Consider the following 18,319-nt stretch of genomic DNA (forward strand, 5'->3'; position numbering starts at 1 on the left):
TTTTTATTGTCCATTTAGTAAAATTTGATATAATAATAAACTCTTTAATACCAATATTTTTTTATTTTGACTTGGCTACATTTTTGGTTCTCTTTTTATCTCTTGTAAAGATAAAAAAAACTAAGAGAGCTGATAGCGTTCACTTTAGTAATCCAATAAACTTCTACCCATTAAACAATCATACCAGCAGCAACTGTTTCGTTGGTAGCATCATCTACAAGAATGATACTTCCAGTGGCTCTATTTTCTCTATAAGAATCGATCATTAAAGGTTTGGTGGTTCTAATTTTTACTTTAGAAATATCGTTCATATTAATTTCGAGATCTGTGGTAATACGCTCTAAGGTATTAATATTGAATTTATATACAATCTCCTTAATTATAGCCTTTTGTTCGTTAGACGTATGCTTAATAGTATATTTCGTTCTAGGATTAGCCGACTTATTATTCAACCAACACAACATAACTTCAATATCTTGAACTGCTTCCGGTTTGTTGTTAGTGCGCACAATCATATCACCTCTACTAATATCTATATCGTCTTCTAAAGTAATAGACACAGACATTGGAGCATAAGCCTCTTCCAATTCTTTATCGAATAAATTAATTGATTTTATTTTACTTGTAAAACCTGAAGGCATAACCGTAATGTCGTCGCCAACTCTTAGGATTCCACTGGCAACACGGCCTGCATAACCTCTATAATCTCTATGGTTTTCACTCTGTGGTCTTAATACCGTTTGAACAGGAAAACGAGCATCTATTTTATTAATATCGCTACTTATATGAATGGTTTCTAAAGTATGCAATAATGGAGCTCCTTGATACCAATCCATTTTAGTAGAGCGGTTAACTACATTATCTCCATTTAAGGCGCTTATAGGAATAAAACGAACATCTTTAACCAACATTTTAGAAGAAAATTCTTCGAATTGATTAATAACCTTATTATAAGCTTCTTCAGAATAGTCTACCAAATCCATTTTATTTACACAAACAATTACATGAGGAATTTGTAATAATGAAGCAATAAAAGAGTGTCTTTTTGTTTGCTCGATAACACCATGTCTAGCGTCTACCAAAATAATGGCGGCGTTTGCTGTAGAAGCTCCGGTTACCATATTTCTAGTATACTGAATATGTCCTGGAGTATCTGCTATTATAAATTTTCTTTTTGGTGTTGTGAAATATCGATAAGCTACATCAATGGTGATACCTTGTTCACGCTCATCTCTTAAACCATCTGTAAATAAGGCTAAATCTACGCCATCGTGCCCTTTCTTTTTACTCGTGTTTGTTATTGCTTCAAGTTGGTCTTCAAAAATTGATTTTGAATCGTATAATAAACGTCCAATTAATGTGCTTTTACCATCATCTACACTTCCTGCAGTTGTAAAACGTAATAATTGATTGTTGTCTAACATTTTTCTAACTTATTTTTTGTGAATTAAACTCAAAACTTGAAGTTTAATTTTAAACATTGATTGTAATTATATCTTTTAAAAAACGAAAGTGTTTTTTAAAAATACCCTTGACGTTTACGGTCTTCCATAGCGGATTCTGAACGCTTATCGTCTGTTCTGTTGCCACGTTCTGTTTGTCGCATTCCAGAAACTTCTTCGGCAATTTTAGCCAAAGTATCTGCATCAGATTCTATACCTCCTGTAATAGTAATATCTCCTAAGGTTCTAAAACGAATTTTCTTAGTTACAATTTCTTCATGATCTTCTAAAACTAAAAACTCCGAATTAGGTATCCAAGAATCTTGTCTCCAAACCACCTCACGCTCGTGCGCATAGTATAAAGATGGGATAGCTATGTTTTCTCTTTTAATATAATTCCAGACATCCATTTCTGTCCAATTACTAATTGGAAAAGCTCTAAAATGCTCACCTTGGAAATGTTTTCCGTTAAATATATTCCATAATTCTGGACGTTGGTTTTTTGGGTCCCATTGTCCAAAATCGTCTCTATGAGAAAAGAAACGTTCTTTGGCTCTTGCTTTTTCTTCGTCACGTCTTCCTCCTCCAATAGCACAATCCACTTTGTTGGTTTCTATAGCGTCTAAAAGTGTTGTTATTTGAAGTGCATTTCTAGTGGCACTTTTCCCCTTTTCTTCGGCAACACGTCCATCGTCAATAGCTTCTTGAACAGAACCTACAATAAGTTCTACGCCAAATTCTTTAATGATATCATCTCTAAATTGTATGGTCTCAGGAAAGTTATGTCCCGTATCTACGTGCATTAATGGAAAAGGAATCTTAGCTGGATAAAAAGCTTTTTTTGCCAAATGTGTTACTAAAATAGAATCTTTACCTCCAGAAAATAAAATAACTGGATTTTGAAATTGTGCCCAAACTTCTCTTAAAATAAAGATGGCTTCACTCTCTAATTCGTCTAAATAATTTAAATAATACTTACTCATTTTCGAGTTTCAATTTTGGTGTTATAAAATCTATAATCTGTTTAACTGCTACTTCAACAGTTGTATTTTCTGTTTTTATATCAATATCTGCACTTTCTGGAGCTTGATAAGGAGCTGAAATGCCAGTCATGTTCTGTATTTCTCCTGCTCGCGCTTTTTTATAAAGCCCTTTTACATCTCTCTTTTCGCATTCTTCAATACTCGTATTCACATATACCTCAACAAAGTTAACATCTTTAACTATATTCTTAATGTTCTCTCTGTCTTTTTTATAAGGAGAAACAAAAGCAGCAAGAACAACTAGCCCAGCATCGATCATTAAATTAGCCGTTTCTGCAATTCTTCTAATGTTTTCTGTTCTATCTTCTGGGGAGAAAGAGAGATCCTTATTAATGCCTTTCCTAATATTGTCGCCATCTAGAATGTAGGTTTTAATACCTTTATTGAATAATTCTAGTTCTACAGCATTTGCTATAGTAGATTTCCCAGAACCTGAGAGCCCAGTAAACCAAATTAAAAAAGAGTTGTGTTTGTTTCCCACTCTTCTATCTTTAATTGAAATTTGGAAAGTATGTGGGATGATATTCTCGTTCATCTTGAGTTATTTAATGTTTATAAAAACCTGAAAAGATTTCTATTACTTATTGCTAATTTTTATAGCACTTCAAGTATTAATTATTGTTACGTTTTGTAAGTCCGAAATTGAGCTTGTACCAAATACGTTCATGAAAATAGTATAAAATCATTTTAGTTATAACTTCTGCAAAACCAATTTTTAAACCTGTTAAAGGGTTTCCAGAAACAATCCATGCAATTAACATGGTGTCCATAGTTCCAATTATTCGCCATGTAAATGTTTTGGCGATATGACGTTTTCTGCTTTCAAGAATTTTTCCGTCTTTAGATAAATTAATCTTAAACCAAGCTCTTTCATGTAAGTAGTAAAATAACATTTTTGTCACCACTTCAGCCATCCCAATTTTTAATCCAATATAGGGGTCTCCTGAAATAATCCAAGAAAGAATTATGGTATCGATGGTACCAACAATTCGCCAAGTTATTGTTTTGGCAATATGCCTTTTATGGGAAGTATCTGCCATTATTTACTAACTAAAAACCAAGGATTTAAAAGGTTTTCTTTATTATACATTAAAGGTTTATCTGTTTCCTTAGAAATCACTTCAATTCCAACCGCATTACATATAGCTTGACCTGCAGCGGTATCCCATTCCATTGTTGGAGCAAAACGCGGATAAACATCAGCATTGCCTTCTGCAATCAAACAAAATTTTAAGGAACTACCTTTTGAAACTACTTCAACTTGACTGCCGTTTGATTTAAGGGAATCCATAAAGTCTAATGTTTCTTGACTCATATGAGAACGACTTCCTACCACTTGAATTGGATTGGAATTTCCTTCTTTAGGTTTCAAGGGCGCTGCTTTCTTTAAAACCTGTTCCAAACTAGTTTCATGCGACTCTAATTCAGCTTTAAAGCCTTCTTTTTTAGTGACATCAGCAAAATACAACACTTTAGTTGCAGGTACATAAATAACCCCTAAAATAGGCTTCCCATTTGTGATCAAGGCTATGTTTACAGTAAACTCACCATTACGTTTTATAAATTCTTTTGTGCCATCTACAGGGTCAACAACCCAACAGGTGTCCCAAGTTTTTCTAGTAGCGTAGTCGGTTTGCTTATTTTCTTCTGAAATGACAGGTATTTCAGTTGGAATTAAATAAGAATTAATAACATCGTTTGCTTTCTTATCCGCTTCTGTTAAAGGCGATTTATCATCTTTAAGTTCTACGCTAAAAGCAGTGTCATAAATTTCCATGATAACTTTCCCTGCCTCCAATGAAGCTTCAATAGCTATTTGTAAATTTTTATCCATTATAATTAATTAAGGCTTTTCTTAAACTGTCTCTCCAATATGGAATTTCAATTTGTAAAGCTTGTTTTATTTTTGATTTGTCAAGAACACTAAAAGGAGGTCTTTGGGCCGGGGTTGGATAAGCTACAGATTTAATTGGTAATAATTTTATGTCAGAATTTATTTCTTCAAATATGGCTTTTGCAAAATCGTACCAACTTGCAACACCCTCATTACTGTAATGATAAACACCATATTGCGTGTTATTTGAATTTATAATCTGCCATATAATTAAAGCTAAATCCTTGGCATAAGTAGGTGTCCCTATTTGGTCTACAACCACGCTAAGCTCTTCTTTTTCTTTTGATAATCGAATCATGGTTTTCATGAAATTATTACCATGTTCCGAGTATAACCAAGAAGTTCTTAATATAAAGTGTTTAGAAAGATGCTTTTGTATTTCAATTTCTCCATTTAATTTAGTTTCACCATAAACACTTTTAGGGTTAGGTTGGTCTTCTTCATTATAAATTGAAGATTGGTTACCATCAAAAACAAAATCTGTAGAAATATGAATTAAAGTTGAATTGTAGTTTTGGCATACTATTGCCAAGTTTTTTGCGCCTAGTTCATTTACTTTTTTCGCGTTTTCTCTGTCGTTTTCTGCTTTATCGACTGCTGTATAGGCGGCACAATTAATACAATAATTAATAGAATTTTTTTTAAAAAAGGTCTCTAGAACTTCTATATTGGTAATATCTAGATCTGGAAAATCTGTATAAAACACATTTAAATTAGATTGTTTTATTTCTAGATCTTTTATACAACTTGCTAGTTGTCCATTTCCTCCAGTAATAAGTATGTTAATCATAATTTTGCCTCCAATAATTTTGGCAAAATTACGTCTTTTTCTGAAACTAGTAGAGATTCTTCCGGCAATTGCCAGTTAATATTTAAAGAAGGATCGTTATAAATGATGCCTCCTTCAGATTCTTTATTATAATAATTATCACACTTGTAAGAAAATATTGCAGTTTCGCTTAAAACTACAAATCCATGAGCAAAACCTCTTGGTACAAACAGTTGCTTTTTATTCTCTTCTGTTAATTCAACAGCAACATATTGAGAAAAAGTAGGAGAATTTTTTCTAATGTCTACGGCAACATCTAAAACTTTTCCTTTAATAACTCGAACTAATTTGGCTTGTGCATAATCTCCTGTTTGATAATGTAGACCTCTTAGAACTCCTTTTGTAGAGAAGGATTCATTGTCTTGAACAAAATTTGTTTTAGTCCCAGTTAATTCGTTGAATTTATTCGCATTAAAGGATTCAAAAAAATAACCTCTTTTGTCTTCAAAAATTCTAGGTTCTACAATAAAGCACCCTTGTAATTTTGTTTCTTTTACTGTCATTATTCTTTATTCAATAAGCCTAATAAATTCTTACCGTATCCACTTTTAAGCAGTGGTTCAGCTAAATTGATAAATTGTTCTTTGTTTATGTAGTTCATCTCAAAAGCAGCGGCTTCAATCGAGCCTATTTTAAGACCTTGTCTTTCTTCAATAACCTCAACAAATTGAGATGCTTGCATTAGAGACTGAAAAGTTCCGGTATCTAACCAAGCGGTCCCTCTATCTAAAATACTCACACTTAAATTGCCTTGTTTTAAATACACTCTATTAACATCTGTTATTTCCAATTCGCCTCTATGACTTGGCTTAATATTTTTTGCAATATTAACAACAGAATTATCATAAAAATAAATTCCTGGTACCGCATAATTTGATTTTGGCTTTTCAGGTTTTTCTTCAATTGAAATAGCTTGACCATTTTTATTAAACTCTACAACACCATAGCGTTCAGGATCATTAACTCTGTAGGCATAGATAATACCTCCTTCAGGATTATTATTACTTTGTAACAATTCTGACAAACCAGTTCCATAAAATATGTTATCACCTAATATTAAAGCTACTTTATCTTTGCCAATAAATTCCTCTCCAATAATAAATGCTTCTGCCAAACCATTTGGGTTTTCTTGAACTTCATATGAAAATGAACAACCTAATTTCTTTCCATCTCCAAGCAAATCCTTAAATAATGGTAAATCTTTAGGGGTAGAAATTATTAAGATTTCTCTGATTCCTGCATACATTAAAGTTGAAAGTGGGTAGTAAATCATTGGTTTATCATAAATAGGCATTAATTGCTTACTTACTGATAGTGTTAATGGATGAAGTCTAGTTCCTGATCCTCCTGCTAGTATAATTCCTTTCATTGAAAATTATCTTTTCATTTCCATGACTTCGTGTCCGCAAACAGGAAGGTGAAAATCTATTTATATTGTTTTTCGTAATATAATTGGTAGGTTCCACTGGTAACATGATCTAACCAATCTTTATTGTTCATATACCAATCAATGGTCTTCTGTAAACCTTCTTCAAAGGTAACTGATGGTTCCCAACCTAATTCTTCCTTTATTTTTGATGCGTCAATAGCATATCTTAAATCGTGTCCAGGGCGGTCTTTTACATAAGTAATTAATTCAATTGATGAGTTTTCGGGTCTTTCCAAAGCCATATCCATTTGTTGACACAATAACGTGACCAAATCGATGTTTTTCCATTCATTAAAACCTCCTATATTATAAGTTTCTTTGATGATACCTTTGTGAAATATTAAATCTATTGCTATCGCGTGATCTTTTACATAAAGCCAGTCTCGCGTATAATTACCATCTCCATAAACAGGAAGTGGTTTGTTATTGATGATATTATTTATAAATAATGGGATTAATTTTTCTGGAAACTGATTTTGACCATAATTATTGGAGCAATTGGAAATAACATAAGGCATGCCATAGGTTTCGCCATAGGCTCTTACAAAGTGGTCGGAACTAGCTTTTGATGCTGAGTATGGAGAATTAGGGTCGTAAGATGTCGTTTCTGTAAACAACCCAGTTGCACCTAAACTTCCATAGACTTCATCCGTACTAATATGATAAAACAATTTATTGTTATAATTATCTTTCCAAAGGGTTTTAAAAGCATTTAACAAAATCATAGTCCCAATAACGTTTGTTTTAACAAATGCTAGAGGATCTTCTATGGATCTGTCCACATGAGATTCTGCTGCTAAATGAATAACGGAATCAAATTGATGTTTTTCAAACAGAGAATTAATCTCCGTTTCATCCGTAATATCTGCTTTTAAAAAAGTGTAATTAGCTTCGTCCTCTATGTCTTTTAAGTTCTCTAAATTACCTGCGTATGTTAAAATATCTAAATTAAAAACGTGATATTCCGGGTATTTATTCACAAATAATCGAACAACATGAGATCCTATAAATCCAGCTCCACCAGTAATTAATATCGATTTTTTATGCTTCATATTTAGAAATGAATTTTATGGTATTTCTAATTAAAAAAGCAAAACAAAGAGCAACAAAAGCAATAAGAGGGAAAACAAAAACATTTTTCTTCCAAATGGTTGTATATCTCGCACCGGTATCTTGAAAGCTTGAAAGGGTATCAAAATACACATCGTCTTCTACTTTTTGAGAATCTAATTTACTCAAGTCTTGTTTTAAAGTCATGCTTTCTTTAAGCAAATCGTACTCCCTTGTTTTTGTTTTTTCTTGAACAAAGGTCATCCCATCTTTGGTGGTATAGGCTCCTTGCTTAGAAGTAGCCTCCTCATCCATAACATTAATATAAACTTTTTGTAAAGAATCTACTTGTTTTATAGATGCAACAATGCGTTCTCTTTCTATAGACAACAACAAATCTCTTTTTTCCCTTTTCTTCATTGAAAAGGAATTTGTAAAAGTGTTATTTAAGCCAGCCTCTAAAGATCTAAAAATATCTTTTTTATAAGAGAATGCTCCAATTTCAAATACATCACCAGAATAAATACTTCTATTCTCAACAAACTCTTCAAAACTAATATTCTGAGCTCTTGTACTGTCAATAGATCTTAAAAAAATATCATATTGAATTATTTTATCATTTTCATTTTCGGGACCTGTATTAATGTCAAAGCGAATAATTTGTTTTGCATCATCTTCAGAAATATTAAAAACCTGCATTAATTGGTCATATTCCCCTTCATTAATTAATGTATTATAGTATTTAATATTGGTAACTAATTGAAACTTGGAATCAAAATATGGTTTTACAAGCATTTGAGAGGTATACACATTACGTTGTGTTCTTTGAAGAACATAACCTAAAACAGCAGCAACCAGCATGACCAAAACAATTAGCTTAAAGTTTCTTATAAAAGGTTTTAATGCATAAATAAAAAATGAAAATATGCCTTTAATAATGTTTAACAAAAAATTAAAAAATCCTCTAATACTTCTTCCGAAATAATCAAAAAGGACTAATATGTCTACTTCATCATTATTCTTATTCTGGGGTAAATTATTACTCATATTGGTTAATTAAAGATTTGTTCTAATATTTTTCTTGTTATTAAATAGGTTGGTTTTACACCAGAAGTGCCTAAACCTCCAGAAGCTAATGTGCTTCCTGTTTCAAGTGGGTTATCACTTGCATAATAAGCGTATCTTACTTTAACTTTCGGATTGATGCTATGTCTCACCTTGGATGCTGCCTGTATAGCTTTCTGGTAATGTGCTCCTTCCATTTCTAGTCCGATAACATTCCAAGTAGAATTAAAAAAGAATTTTAAGATTTCTTTATTTTGTAAAGAAGTTCCTAAAACGGTTATCATGGCTCCTTTACAAACTGATAAACCATGACCTTCTAAATCCTTTTTACTCAATTCATTTTTAAAAGGATAATTATCTGCTGTTCCTTCAAAAATATGAGCAGAAGGGATCATAATATCTCCTTTTCCTCCTTCTAAAATACCTGCTTTTCCCATAATGGAAATAGACTCTACTTTTAAATGGGTTTTCTTTCCGTTAAATCGAATAGGTTTTAATAATTCATCTATAGTCTCATACGCTTGTTCTCCAAAGGCATAATCCATGACGAATATAACGGGTTTATCAGAATTCTTAAAGGTTTCACTTACTTCAATATCTAATTTTGAAAAATCGAATTTTTCTGTATCAAAAATTTGAACATCTATGTTTGTTCCAGAACTATCTGGAATATATATCATCCCCCTTTGCAAGGCTTCTTTGGTAACTTTATTACGTAAATCCTGATTATCCTTATGACTTATGGCTTCATAAATCTCAAAAATAGTTTTGTTTTTTGAAGATGTTTTTAAAGCTGAAGGAGCAAAAAGAGAATTCATAACACTATGCATATTCGCACTAATAATATGAATTGGTCTTTCTAAAAGTCCATTTTGATTTAGGATTTCTTTGATGTTATTGGACCAAATCTCACCATGAATATGATGTCCTAAACGTTCTCTTAATACGGGACTAAAAGTAACGGTTCTTTTGTTGTTGTTTATAACTTCTTCTATAGCTAATTTACCCAACCAATAAACAATATGTAATAACCTTTCAGGTTGAGAATCTAAAGCAAACTGATCGTAAACTGTACTAATTTCATTAAAGGTTCTCCCTAAAATATTTGCTGTATGCGAAATAGCGACTTCTCTTTCTTCTTGAGTAAGCTTCTTCTTAGACAATACAGCTTTTTCAAGTTTTGCCCAGTCTCGAGTCGTATTTCCTGCTTCGTCTATTAAGACGCGTTTACTAATTTTATGGGACTCAATAAATATGAAGGTAAGATGGGTAAGAATATCGTAGATTTCAGATCGTCCACGCGTTATCTCAATATTCATCTGTTCTTTATCAATACGATAACAGTTTCTTCTTCTTTTAGGTGGGATTATAGCCTTAAAATGAGAATTTGCATAGCCTTCGTCGCTAGTTAAATTAATAAATGTACATTCTTCAATTCCTTGAGGTAATCTATCTATAACATATAGCAAACCTTCTAATTCGGCTTTTTCTTCACCCACAGAACCATAAATCTCTGGTCTTAAAAGCAATAATGCCTCTCGAAGTGTTTCTCCAGAAACTCCCATTGGCTTGTAAAACCCTCTGTTAAACAAGTGCCTCATGGTAATATACATTCTTTCTATAGCATTTGAGCTTTCTTGAGCTCTCGTTCTTTCATGATGTTTTATTTTACTCATATTCCTAATTTAGCTAACAAATATAGCATTATTTAATCAGTTTTTGGTTTTCAAATATGTCCGCTATCTTTCTATCATTTGAAAGTCTCGCTATTTTGTTCTGGCCCCCTAATTTCCCTATAGACTTCATGTATTCTTGAAAACCATTTTTCTTTATCTGGGTAATTTTTAGTGGCTGAAGCACTTTCCCTTTTATCAAATCGAAATAGTAACTATTTTGTACTTGTAAAGAAGCATCTATTTTGTTTGAAAACTCTTCCAAATTTGATGGTTCATTATCAAATTCTATAAACCATTCGTGGTAAGGCAAGTCTTGTTCTGGATTGATTAGTGGCGCAACAGTAAACTCGGTTACCTGAATATTAGTTCCTTTTACAGCTTCTTGTAATGCTTGTTCCACTTCCTTTCCAATAACGTGTTCTCCAAAGGCCGAAATAAAATGTTTTATTCTGCCTGAAACAATAATTCGGTATGGTTTTAACGAGGTAAATTCAACAGTATCTCCAACATTATAGGCCCAAAGTCCCGCGTTTGTAGAAATAATCAAGACATAATTAACTCCAATCTCTACCTCTTTAATGGTGATGCGTTTTGGATTTTCATTAAAAAATTCATCTGCTTTTATAAACTCATAGAAAATACCCGACTTAAGTTGGAGCAACATCCCTTTTTCGTTTTGCTTATCCTGAAAAGCAAAAAAACCTTCGCTTGCAGGAAACAACTCGATACTATCTACTTTTCTACCTATTAAACTTTCAAACTTCGCTCTATATGGCTCATAATTAACCCCTCCAAAAATAAAGAGATTGAAATTTTTAAAAACATCACCAACTTTTTTACCTGTTTTCTCTTGGATTTTTTCAAAATACATTTGAACCCAAGAAGGAATTCCAGAAATAACAGTCATGTTTTCTGGTAAAGTCTCTTCAACAATAGCATTTACTTTCGTTTCCCAATCATCGATACAATTGGTTTCCCATGATGGCATTCTGTTTTTTTGAAGGTATTTAGGCACAAAATGTGCTACAATTCCTGAAAGTCTTCCTAGCTGAATTCCGTGGCTCTCTTCTAAAATAGGACTTCCTTGTAAAAAAATCATTTTTCCATCAACAAACTTGCTGTTTCCTGTTTCGGCAATGTACATTAAGATAGCGTTTCTAGCCGCTTCAATATGTGTTGGCATACTTTCTTTTGTTATAGGAATATATTTTGCTCCAGAAGTTGTGCCAGACGTTTTAGCGAAATAAATAGGTTTCCCTTTCCATAAAATATCTTCTTCTCCAGCAACAACCCTCTCTACATAAGGTTTTAAATCTTCGTAATCTCTTACAGGTACTCGTTTTATAAATTCTGCATGAGAATTGATGCTAATAAAATCGTGATCTTTTCCAAATTGTGTTGAAGTGGCTGAACTTATCAATTCCTGAAATACAGTTTCTTGTGTCTCAATGGGGTTATTAGCCCATTTTTGAACAGATTTAGAAACGTGTTTTGCAAAAGGTTTTGCTAAAGCAGATTTTAGTGAAAACATTAGTTAAAGTCTATAAAATTAGTTGGATTTATTGGATAACCATCTTTCCAGAGTTCAAAATGCAAATGTGGTCCCGTAGTTAATTCGCCAGTATTTCCGGAAGTAGCTATAACTTCTCCAGCTTTTACTAATTCGCCTTGAGATTTAGTTAGAGATGCATTATGCTTATAGACAGAAATTAGACCGTTACTGTGTTCTATAATCATAACATTTCCTGTTTCTACTGTCCATTCGGCAAAAATAACGGTTCCATCTGCTGTAGCTTTTACTGGCGTGTTGCTTTCAACAATCAGATCGACAGCATAATGTTTTTCTTCAAAATTATAAGGTTCAGAAATAGTACCCGTAACGGGTGGAAATAAAACCGAATTTATATTAGAAGTCGCCGTTTCAAACAGGTTATATTTATCTTCTTTGGCTACTTTTTCTCGTAGTAAAGAATCTTCTCTTGATGGGCTTAAATTTAATTGTGAGGTATTAATTCTGGCTTCCTCTAGAATGGAATCTCGATTAAAGTCTACAGAGCTTATCTCTCCTTGAAGCACTTTCTTAATTGACGAATAATATCTTTCGTTTACAGAAATTAATTGTTGCAAAGAATCTGTTCTATAAGTCAATTCTACTGCCTTTTTCTTTAAAGCTGTTGACGAATATCCAGGAATATACTCCCTTAACTTAGTAAAAGATATTAAAATGGTAGTTCCTGCAATTAGTAAAATTGAGGATAAAGACATAATCACAAACACATTTAAGCGCGTTAACTTAAACGATAAGCGCTCTTCAAAAGTATCTTCATTGAGTATGACTAAGCGATACTTATGAAGTAACTTCTTTTTAAACTTTTTGTTTTTATTTTCGTTCTTTGCCATTCTGCTAACAAAATTAAATAAAATTATCTCACTTGTGGATGTGCTTTATGCTAAAGTTCTTGTTAAAACGGTAATATTAAACTTTAATTATTAACTTTGTGCTTTAAAAATAAATCAATATGAGTTTATATATGTTACCCTTAGCAATAGGCCCTTGGCAAATAGCACTTATTGTTGTTATTGTACTATTATTATTTGGTGGGAAAAAAATACCAGAATTAATGCGTGGTTTAGGTAGCGGCATTAAAGAATTTAAGGACGCTAGCAAAGAAGAAGAGAAAGACGCAGCAAAAGACACTAAAGCTACTAAAGAATAGTGTTCTTTTTATATCAAAAAAAACCCATCAATTACTAATTGATGGGTTTTTTTGTGGAATTAAATAGTTGCTATAAGCCTAATCGTTTATTTTAAGCGACTTTATTATAGCTTCCAACTCAAACATATAATCACGTTTTTCTACTGAAGGTGCAAAAGCAAAACCTTCAATTACAAGAAGTCTGTTATTAATTTTATCGTCAATAATATAATTAATAAAAGGTCCAGACATAAAAGCATTTTTCACATCCCAAAGTCCTTTAGTTTCAATTGCAGGTTTGTTATCAATAATCGTTTCAAAAACTGCTGGAGCATATGCTTCTTCGGTAATCATATAAGTGCCTTCCGTAGGTCCAGGAATATATGCCTTACCAATAGAGTCTCTTAATTTTATAATCTGATTTACCAAACTGTCATCTTTTTTTATAGCATCATATGGCAGTTGAAAAATCATTAAATTGGTAGTTCCCGTTGTAATGTCTTTTCGTATCCAAAAAAAGTTATCATCTTCTTTTGCTATTCTATAGGCAGTTGGGAATTTAATTGAAATCCCTAATTTTTCTTCTAAATTGTTGTTATTATGAAGCGATAAACCAATACGTCTTTGCTTTTCTTTAATCTCTTCGCTTTTAAATGCTGCTATTATTTTTTGAGAATTATCTTCTATCTGCTGAATAATCTCATTATCTGTTTTACCTGTTATAAGCACCAATTTTTGAGGCTTCGCATACACATTTGAAATTATTTTTACAGCAGCTTCACCTCCTTTTTCCACTTTTAAAACCGTTCTATTTTTAGTTACAAATCCTGAAAAAACAGCAGGAGGAATCTGACTCATGTTAAATAAGGGTTCGTCTTGAGGCAAGCCATCAACAGGAGCAGCTAAAGTGTTTCTAATAGCTTCCCCAACATTTCCTTCCCAAAGGTCATTATCTATGACTACGGACAAGTTATTAATGTTCCCTGATGAATTGGAAAGCATTTTTGGATCAGAAGATTTTTTTCCATCGCAACTAATAATAAGCAAAAACGATAATAAGAATAGTGATTGTTTCATGTATATAAATATGTTGGTTTAAAAACTTAACCTTTAGAAATTTTAAGTTTCATTCCAGGCTTTAAATTACTTCCACTAATATCGTTCCAATCTCGAAGGTTTTGAATAGAAACTCCAGGAAATTTTTGAGAAATACTCCAAAGAGAGTCTCCACTTTTTACAGTATATATATTTTGACCACTTGAAGTAGTTGTAGTTACAGGCTTTGGGGTTGAATTAGTTTCTTGAGTTGCAACTGGATTTCTTGGGTAAAGGGATAAACGCTGTCCTATACTAATATTATTGCTTCGTAAACCATTCCAACGTTTTATATCGCTTACCCGAACACTGTATTTTCTTGCAATGTAACCTAAATTATCACCACTTTTAACGCGATATGTAAGTTTGGAGCTCATTGCCGAAAATTGTGGCAATTGCTTTTCACGCGCATCTAATTCTGCTTTTGCTGAGGTATAAATGGTAGATTCATTGGTAACAAATGTTCCAATAGAGGTTCTAGGTAGTCTTAAGTAATAATTTTTATTCTCTACTACAGGTATAATATCTAATTTATACGAAGGGTTTAAAAACTGAAGTTCTTCAATAGTTAAATCGGTAGCTTCGGCAACCTGATCGAGCGTTATCATTTGTTTTACTCTAATAGTATCTGTTTCAAAAGCATAAAACATCGGTTTTTCAGAAACAAATCCATGCTCTTTAGCATATTCAAAAATATACATGGTTGCTAAGAAAGCAGGTACATAACCAGCCGTTTCTCTTGGTAGATTATGACGAATGTTCCAATAGTTTTCATAACCTCCAGAGCGACGAATGGCTTTGGACACGTTTCCAGGCCCTGAATTGTAAGCCGCTAAGGCCAAATCCCAATCTCCAAAAATTTCATATAATTTTGATAAATAAACAGCTGCAGTGGTAGTTGATTTTATTGGATCGCTTCTTTCATCTACATAACTGCTAACATCTAATCCATATTGTTTTCCAGTAGCATACATAAATTGCCATAAACCTGTTGCTCCAACTCGAGATTTTGCTCTTGGGTTTAAGGCCGATTCCACAATGGCTAGATATTTCATTTCTAAAGGAATGTTATAAGCATCCATTTCACGCTCGAACATTGGGAAATAAAAAGAACTCAAGCCCATAATCCGTTCAAAATAACCTCTTCTATTTTTTAAGAAGTTTTTTATAACACTTTCTAAAGAAGGGTTGTATTCTACATTAAAAGGGGTTCTAGCATTTAATCTTGCAAGCCTTGCTTTTAATGTATCTGTAGATAATTCTGGATAATCTATTGTTTTGTAATCTAGGTCGGAAACTGTTTTATAGATGGTATCATAAAGCGTATTGTTATAAAGTTCTTCAAACCATTTGGCATCTATTTCCATCGCTAATTCATGGTCTCTCAGGGAATCTAATTCTGAAATTTTTGGAACAATACCTATCTTATTTTTATAAATGGTTTTTCCATCTATAATAGTATCCACCACGTAATTTTCACCTTCAACTAAGTCGGCTTTAGAAAGTTTATCGTTTAGATTTTTAACTTCTAAAGAATCCTGGGCATAAGAAATGCTGATACTTAAAAAGAATAATAGAAAGTAGATTTTTTTAAAATTCATTTATTTTCTTGTTTAACTATGGTAAACGTTGTTACAATTAATTTCTTATGTGTTTTAGAATATCAAGCCTAACTTTTTAAGTTTAATTTAAAATAGCTGCAATTCCAGGAAGTGTTTTGCCCTCTAGGCTTTCTAACATGGCTCCTCCACCAGTGCTAACATAACTTACTTTATCTTCAAATCCAAATTGTTTTACTGCTGCAACAGAGTCTCCTCCTCCAACTAAAGAAAATGCGCCGTTTTTAGTGGCTTCTGAAATAGCATAACCTAAAGCAATAGTTCCTTTTGCAAAATTAGGCATTTCAAAAACTCCTAAAGGTCCGTTCCATAAAATGGTTTTAGATTCCATAATTACTTGAGCAAAAAGAGCTTCGGTGTTTGGTCCAATATCTAATCCCATCCAACCATCTGGAATATTACTAACATCGCAGGTATTGGTATGCGCATCGTTACTAAAAGCATCAGCAATTATAGCATCTACAGGTAAATGTACTTGCACATTTTTTGCTTTTGCTTTTTCCAAAATTTCGCTGGCAAGTTTTAATTTATCATCTTCAACTAAAGAATTCCCCACTTTTCCTCCCTGAGCTTTAATAAAAGTAAAGGTCATTCCTCCACCAATAATTAAATGATCAATCTTATCTAATATGTTATCAATAATAGTGATTTTCGAAGATACTTTTGCTCCTCCTAAAATAGCACAAACAGGTTTTTCACCTGTTTTCATAACTTTATCAATACTTTTTATTTCTTGTTCCATCAAAAAACCAAAACATTTATTATCCGGAAAAAATTGAGCAATGACAGTTGTTGAAGCATGCGCTCTATGTGCTGTTCCAAAGGCATCGTTTACATAAATGTCTCCTAAACTGGCAAGTTGTTGAGCAAAAGCTTCATCTCCTGCTTCCTCTTCCTTATGAAAACGTAGATTTTCAAGTAATAAAATTTCCCCTGGTTCTAGATTATTAGTTGCATTTATAGCGTCTTCTCCAACACAATTTGAAACAAATTTAACTTCTACTCCTAAAATATCTTCTACTTTATCAACAATGTGCTTTAAGGAAAACGATGCATCAACTCCTTTTGGTCTTCCTAAATGCGACATTAAAATACAACTGCCGCCATCTTCCAAAATTTTAATAATGGTTGGTTTGGCAGACTGAATTCTTGTATCGTCTGTAACTTTAAATTGATCGTTTAAAGGCACATTAAAATCGACACGAATAAGTGCTTTTTTATTTTTAAAATTGAAGTCATTAAGGGTTTTCATAAAAATTGATTTTGAATGACAAATATAATTTTTTCATTTCAAAAAAAAGAGTTGAATTCTGTTATCTTTGCCTTATGCTATTTAGTGAAATTCTTGGTCAAGAACATATAAAAACCCATTTAACACAAAGTGCTGAAAATGGTCGCGTACCTCATGCACAACTTTTTGTTGGTCCTGAAGGTTCAGGTACTTTACCAATGGCAATTGCTTATGCACAATATTTATTATGTAAAAATACGAATGGAGAGAACACAGGTGGCAACGACGCTTGTAATTTAAAATTTAATCATTTATCACACCCAGATTTACATTTCGCATTTCCAGTTGCTACTAACGATAAAGTCAAAAAACATCCAGTTTCCAGTATGTTTCTGGCAGAATGGCGCGAATTATTAGCAGAACAACCTTATGGTAATTTATTCGATTGGTTTAAAAAGCTTGGAATAGATAATAAACAAGGTCAGATTGGTGTAGATGAATCGACGGAAATTGTAAAAGCTTTATCATTAAAGGCTTACGAAGGCGGTTATAAAGTTATGCTTATTTGGATGGCTGAAAAAATGAACACTGCCGCTTCTAATAAATTATTAAAGCTAATAGAAGAGCCTCCAAATAAGACTGTTTTTATACTTATAGCTGAAGACGAAGGACAAATTATAAACACAATTCGTTCTAGATGTCAAGTCTTGCATTTTCCTCCATTAGCGGAAGAAGTCATTAAAGATGCTATAATCAAAAATTATACTTTAGATTCAACCATTGCTACAAAAATTGCACATCAAGCAAATGGAAATTATAATAAAGCCTGCGATTTGGTGTATCACGATAGTGAGGACACACCTTTTGAATCTTGGTTTATCTTTTGGATAAGAAGTGCCTTTAAAGCCAAAGGGAATAAAAGTGCCATTCATGATTTAATTTCCTGGAGTGAAGATATTTCTAAAACTGGTCGTGAAACACAAAAGCAATTTTTACAATTCTGCATGGTATTTTTCAGACAAGCGCTGTTGTTAAATTATCAAGCCGATAGTTTGGTTTATATTGAGACCAAAACTGAGAATTTCGATTTAAAAAAATTCGCCCCTTTTGTTCATGGAAATAACATTCTTGAGATTACACAAGAGCTTCAAGATGCCATTTACCATATAGAACGGAATGGAAATTCTAAAATTATCTTAACAGATCTTTCCATAAAGTTAACCAGATTGCTTCATAAAAAAGAAGATTAA

The 18,319-nt window shown here is 32.5% G+C and carries 18 protein-coding genes; 2 read left to right on the top strand and 16 right to left on the bottom strand.

Annotated elements, in window-relative coordinates; all coding sequences use genetic code 11:
- Positions 1 to 170: 170 nt before the first annotated feature.
- The 13 genes from cysN to IEV77_RS02785 form a co-directional block, all read right to left on the bottom strand.
- Positions 171 to 1,424, bottom strand: coding sequence for a sulfate adenylyltransferase subunit CysN (gene cysN / locus IEV77_RS02725; RefSeq protein ID WP_188461606.1), 1,254 nt, complete (start codon positions 1,422 to 1,424; stop codon positions 171 to 173).
- Positions 1,425 to 1,519: 95 nt separating this feature from the next.
- Positions 1,520 to 2,425: a sulfate adenylyltransferase subunit CysD gene (gene cysD, locus IEV77_RS02730; RefSeq protein ID WP_188461608.1), complete on the bottom strand. Its 906-nt coding sequence runs from the start codon at positions 2,423 to 2,425 to the stop codon at positions 1,520 to 1,522.
- Positions 2,418 to 3,020, bottom strand: a complete 603-nt coding sequence (cysC, locus tag IEV77_RS02735) for an adenylyl-sulfate kinase (protein WP_188461610.1) — start codon at positions 3,018 to 3,020, stop codon at positions 2,418 to 2,420. Before cysC ends, cysD begins: the two co-directional genes overlap by 8 nt.
- Positions 3,021 to 3,096: 76 nt before the next feature.
- Positions 3,097 to 3,525, bottom strand: a complete 429-nt coding sequence (locus IEV77_RS02740) for a DUF2061 domain-containing protein (protein WP_188461612.1) — start codon at positions 3,523 to 3,525, stop codon at positions 3,097 to 3,099.
- Positions 3,525 to 4,319: a 3'(2'),5'-bisphosphate nucleotidase CysQ gene (gene cysQ / locus IEV77_RS02745; protein ID WP_188461614.1), complete on the bottom strand. Its 795-nt coding sequence runs from the start codon at positions 4,317 to 4,319 to the stop codon at positions 3,525 to 3,527. Before cysQ ends, IEV77_RS02740 begins: the two co-directional genes overlap by 1 nt.
- A complete protein-coding gene (rfbD, locus tag IEV77_RS02750) occupies positions 4,312 to 5,169 on the bottom strand; it encodes a dTDP-4-dehydrorhamnose reductase (RefSeq protein WP_188461616.1) in 858 nt (285 codons plus the stop codon). The genes cysQ and rfbD overlap by 8 nt, the downstream gene beginning before the upstream one ends.
- Complete coding sequence (gene rfbC / locus IEV77_RS02755; RefSeq protein WP_188461618.1) at positions 5,166 to 5,711, bottom strand: dTDP-4-dehydrorhamnose 3,5-epimerase; 546 nt, start codon at positions 5,709 to 5,711, stop codon at positions 5,166 to 5,168. Before rfbC ends, rfbD begins: the two co-directional genes overlap by 4 nt.
- Positions 5,711 to 6,577, bottom strand: coding sequence for a glucose-1-phosphate thymidylyltransferase RfbA (gene rfbA / locus IEV77_RS02760; RefSeq protein WP_188461620.1), 867 nt, complete (start codon positions 6,575 to 6,577; stop codon positions 5,711 to 5,713). Before rfbA ends, rfbC begins: the two co-directional genes overlap by 1 nt.
- A gap of 56 nt (positions 6,578 to 6,633) precedes the next feature.
- Positions 6,634 to 7,689 (bottom strand): dTDP-glucose 4,6-dehydratase, encoded by a 1,056-nt coding sequence (gene rfbB, locus IEV77_RS02765; protein WP_188461622.1) that lies wholly within the window; start codon positions 7,687 to 7,689, stop codon positions 6,634 to 6,636.
- Complete coding sequence (locus IEV77_RS02770; RefSeq protein ID WP_188461624.1) at positions 7,679 to 8,734, bottom strand: hypothetical protein; 1,056 nt, start codon at positions 8,732 to 8,734, stop codon at positions 7,679 to 7,681. The genes rfbB and IEV77_RS02770 overlap by 11 nt, the downstream gene beginning before the upstream one ends.
- Positions 8,735 to 8,739: 5 nt before the next feature.
- Positions 8,740 to 10,428, bottom strand: a complete 1,689-nt coding sequence (locus tag IEV77_RS02775) for a DUF6909 family protein (RefSeq protein ID WP_188461626.1) — start codon at positions 10,426 to 10,428, stop codon at positions 8,740 to 8,742.
- A 28-nt stretch (positions 10,429 to 10,456) separates the two neighbouring features.
- Positions 10,457 to 11,959: a GH3 auxin-responsive promoter family protein gene (locus tag IEV77_RS02780; RefSeq protein WP_188461628.1), complete on the bottom strand. Its 1,503-nt coding sequence runs from the start codon at positions 11,957 to 11,959 to the stop codon at positions 10,457 to 10,459.
- A complete protein-coding gene (locus IEV77_RS02785) occupies positions 11,959 to 12,828 on the bottom strand; it encodes a M23 family metallopeptidase (RefSeq protein WP_188461630.1) in 870 nt (289 codons plus the stop codon). The genes IEV77_RS02780 and IEV77_RS02785 overlap by 1 nt, the downstream gene beginning before the upstream one ends.
- A 119-nt stretch (positions 12,829 to 12,947) precedes the next feature.
- On the opposite strand from IEV77_RS02785, the gene IEV77_RS02790 reads away from it, so the two are divergent.
- Positions 12,948 to 13,145, top strand: coding sequence for a Sec-independent protein translocase subunit TatA/TatB (locus tag IEV77_RS02790; protein ID WP_188461632.1), 198 nt, complete (start codon positions 12,948 to 12,950; stop codon positions 13,143 to 13,145).
- Between the two features lie 78 nt (positions 13,146 to 13,223).
- Here IEV77_RS02790 and IEV77_RS02795 read toward each other — a convergent pair whose 3' ends face one another.
- The 3 genes from IEV77_RS02795 to IEV77_RS02805 all read right to left on the bottom strand — a co-directional run bounded on the left by IEV77_RS02795 (position 13,224) and on the right by IEV77_RS02805 (position 17,090).
- Positions 13,224 to 14,201, bottom strand: a complete 978-nt coding sequence (locus IEV77_RS02795) for a DUF4837 family protein (RefSeq protein ID WP_188461634.1) — start codon at positions 14,199 to 14,201, stop codon at positions 13,224 to 13,226.
- A 26-nt stretch (positions 14,202 to 14,227) separates the two neighbouring features.
- Entirely contained in the window at positions 14,228 to 15,820 is a 1,593-nt protein-coding gene (locus IEV77_RS02800; RefSeq protein WP_188461636.1) for a LysM peptidoglycan-binding domain-containing protein, read from the bottom strand.
- An 82-nt stretch (positions 15,821 to 15,902) separates the two neighbouring features.
- Positions 15,903 to 17,090: a phosphoglycerate kinase gene (locus tag IEV77_RS02805; protein ID WP_188461638.1), complete on the bottom strand. Its 1,188-nt coding sequence runs from the start codon at positions 17,088 to 17,090 to the stop codon at positions 15,903 to 15,905.
- A 74-nt stretch (positions 17,091 to 17,164) separates the two neighbouring features.
- Between IEV77_RS02805 and IEV77_RS02810 the strand changes: the two genes are divergently transcribed.
- A complete protein-coding gene (locus IEV77_RS02810) occupies positions 17,165 to 18,319 on the top strand; it encodes a DNA polymerase III subunit (RefSeq protein ID WP_188461640.1) in 1,155 nt (384 codons plus the stop codon).

It is taken from the genome of Xanthomarina arctica (genome assembly GCF_014638915.1).
Classification (GTDB): Bacteria; Bacteroidota; Bacteroidia; order Flavobacteriales; family Flavobacteriaceae; genus Xanthomarina; species Xanthomarina arctica.

Coding starts and splice junctions, on each gene's coding strand:
- cysN (WP_188461606.1), bottom strand. CDS start 1,424: ATGTTAGACAACAATCAATTATTACGTTTTACAACTGCAGGAAGTGTA.
- IEV77_RS02805 (WP_188461638.1), bottom strand. CDS start 17,090: ATGAAAACCCTTAATGACTTCAATTTTAAAAATAAAAAAGCACTTATT.
- IEV77_RS02740 (WP_188461612.1), bottom strand. CDS start 3,525: ATGGCAGATACTTCCCATAAAAGGCATATTGCCAAAACAATAACTTGG.
- IEV77_RS02775 (WP_188461626.1), bottom strand. CDS start 10,428: ATGAGTAAAATAAAACATCATGAAAGAACGAGAGCTCAAGAAAGCTCA.
- rfbB (WP_188461622.1), bottom strand. CDS start 7,689: ATGAAGCATAAAAAATCGATATTAATTACTGGTGGAGCTGGATTTATA.
- IEV77_RS02790 (WP_188461632.1), top strand. CDS start 12,948: ATGAGTTTATATATGTTACCCTTAGCAATAGGCCCTTGGCAAATAGCA.
- IEV77_RS02810 (WP_188461640.1), top strand. CDS start 17,165: ATGCTATTTAGTGAAATTCTTGGTCAAGAACATATAAAAACCCATTTA.
- IEV77_RS02800 (WP_188461636.1), bottom strand. CDS start 15,820: ATGAATTTTAAAAAAATCTACTTTCTATTATTCTTTTTAAGTATCAGC.
- cysQ (WP_188461614.1), bottom strand. CDS start 4,319: ATGGATAAAAATTTACAAATAGCTATTGAAGCTTCATTGGAGGCAGGG.
- IEV77_RS02785 (WP_188461630.1), bottom strand. CDS start 12,828: ATGGCAAAGAACGAAAATAAAAACAAAAAGTTTAAAAAGAAGTTACTT.
- rfbA (WP_188461620.1), bottom strand. CDS start 6,577: ATGAAAGGAATTATACTAGCAGGAGGATCAGGAACTAGACTTCATCCA.
- IEV77_RS02770 (WP_188461624.1), bottom strand. CDS start 8,734: ATGAGTAATAATTTACCCCAGAATAAGAATAATGATGAAGTAGACATA.
- cysC (WP_188461610.1), bottom strand. CDS start 3,020: ATGAACGAGAATATCATCCCACATACTTTCCAAATTTCAATTAAAGAT.
- cysD (WP_188461608.1), bottom strand. CDS start 2,425: ATGAGTAAGTATTATTTAAATTATTTAGACGAATTAGAGAGTGAAGCC.
- rfbD (WP_188461616.1), bottom strand. CDS start 5,169: ATGATTAACATACTTATTACTGGAGGAAATGGACAACTAGCAAGTTGT.
- IEV77_RS02780 (WP_188461628.1), bottom strand. CDS start 11,959: ATGTTTTCACTAAAATCTGCTTTAGCAAAACCTTTTGCAAAACACGTT.
- rfbC (WP_188461618.1), bottom strand. CDS start 5,711: ATGACAGTAAAAGAAACAAAATTACAAGGGTGCTTTATTGTAGAACCT.
- IEV77_RS02795 (WP_188461634.1), bottom strand. CDS start 14,201: ATGAAACAATCACTATTCTTATTATCGTTTTTGCTTATTATTAGTTGC.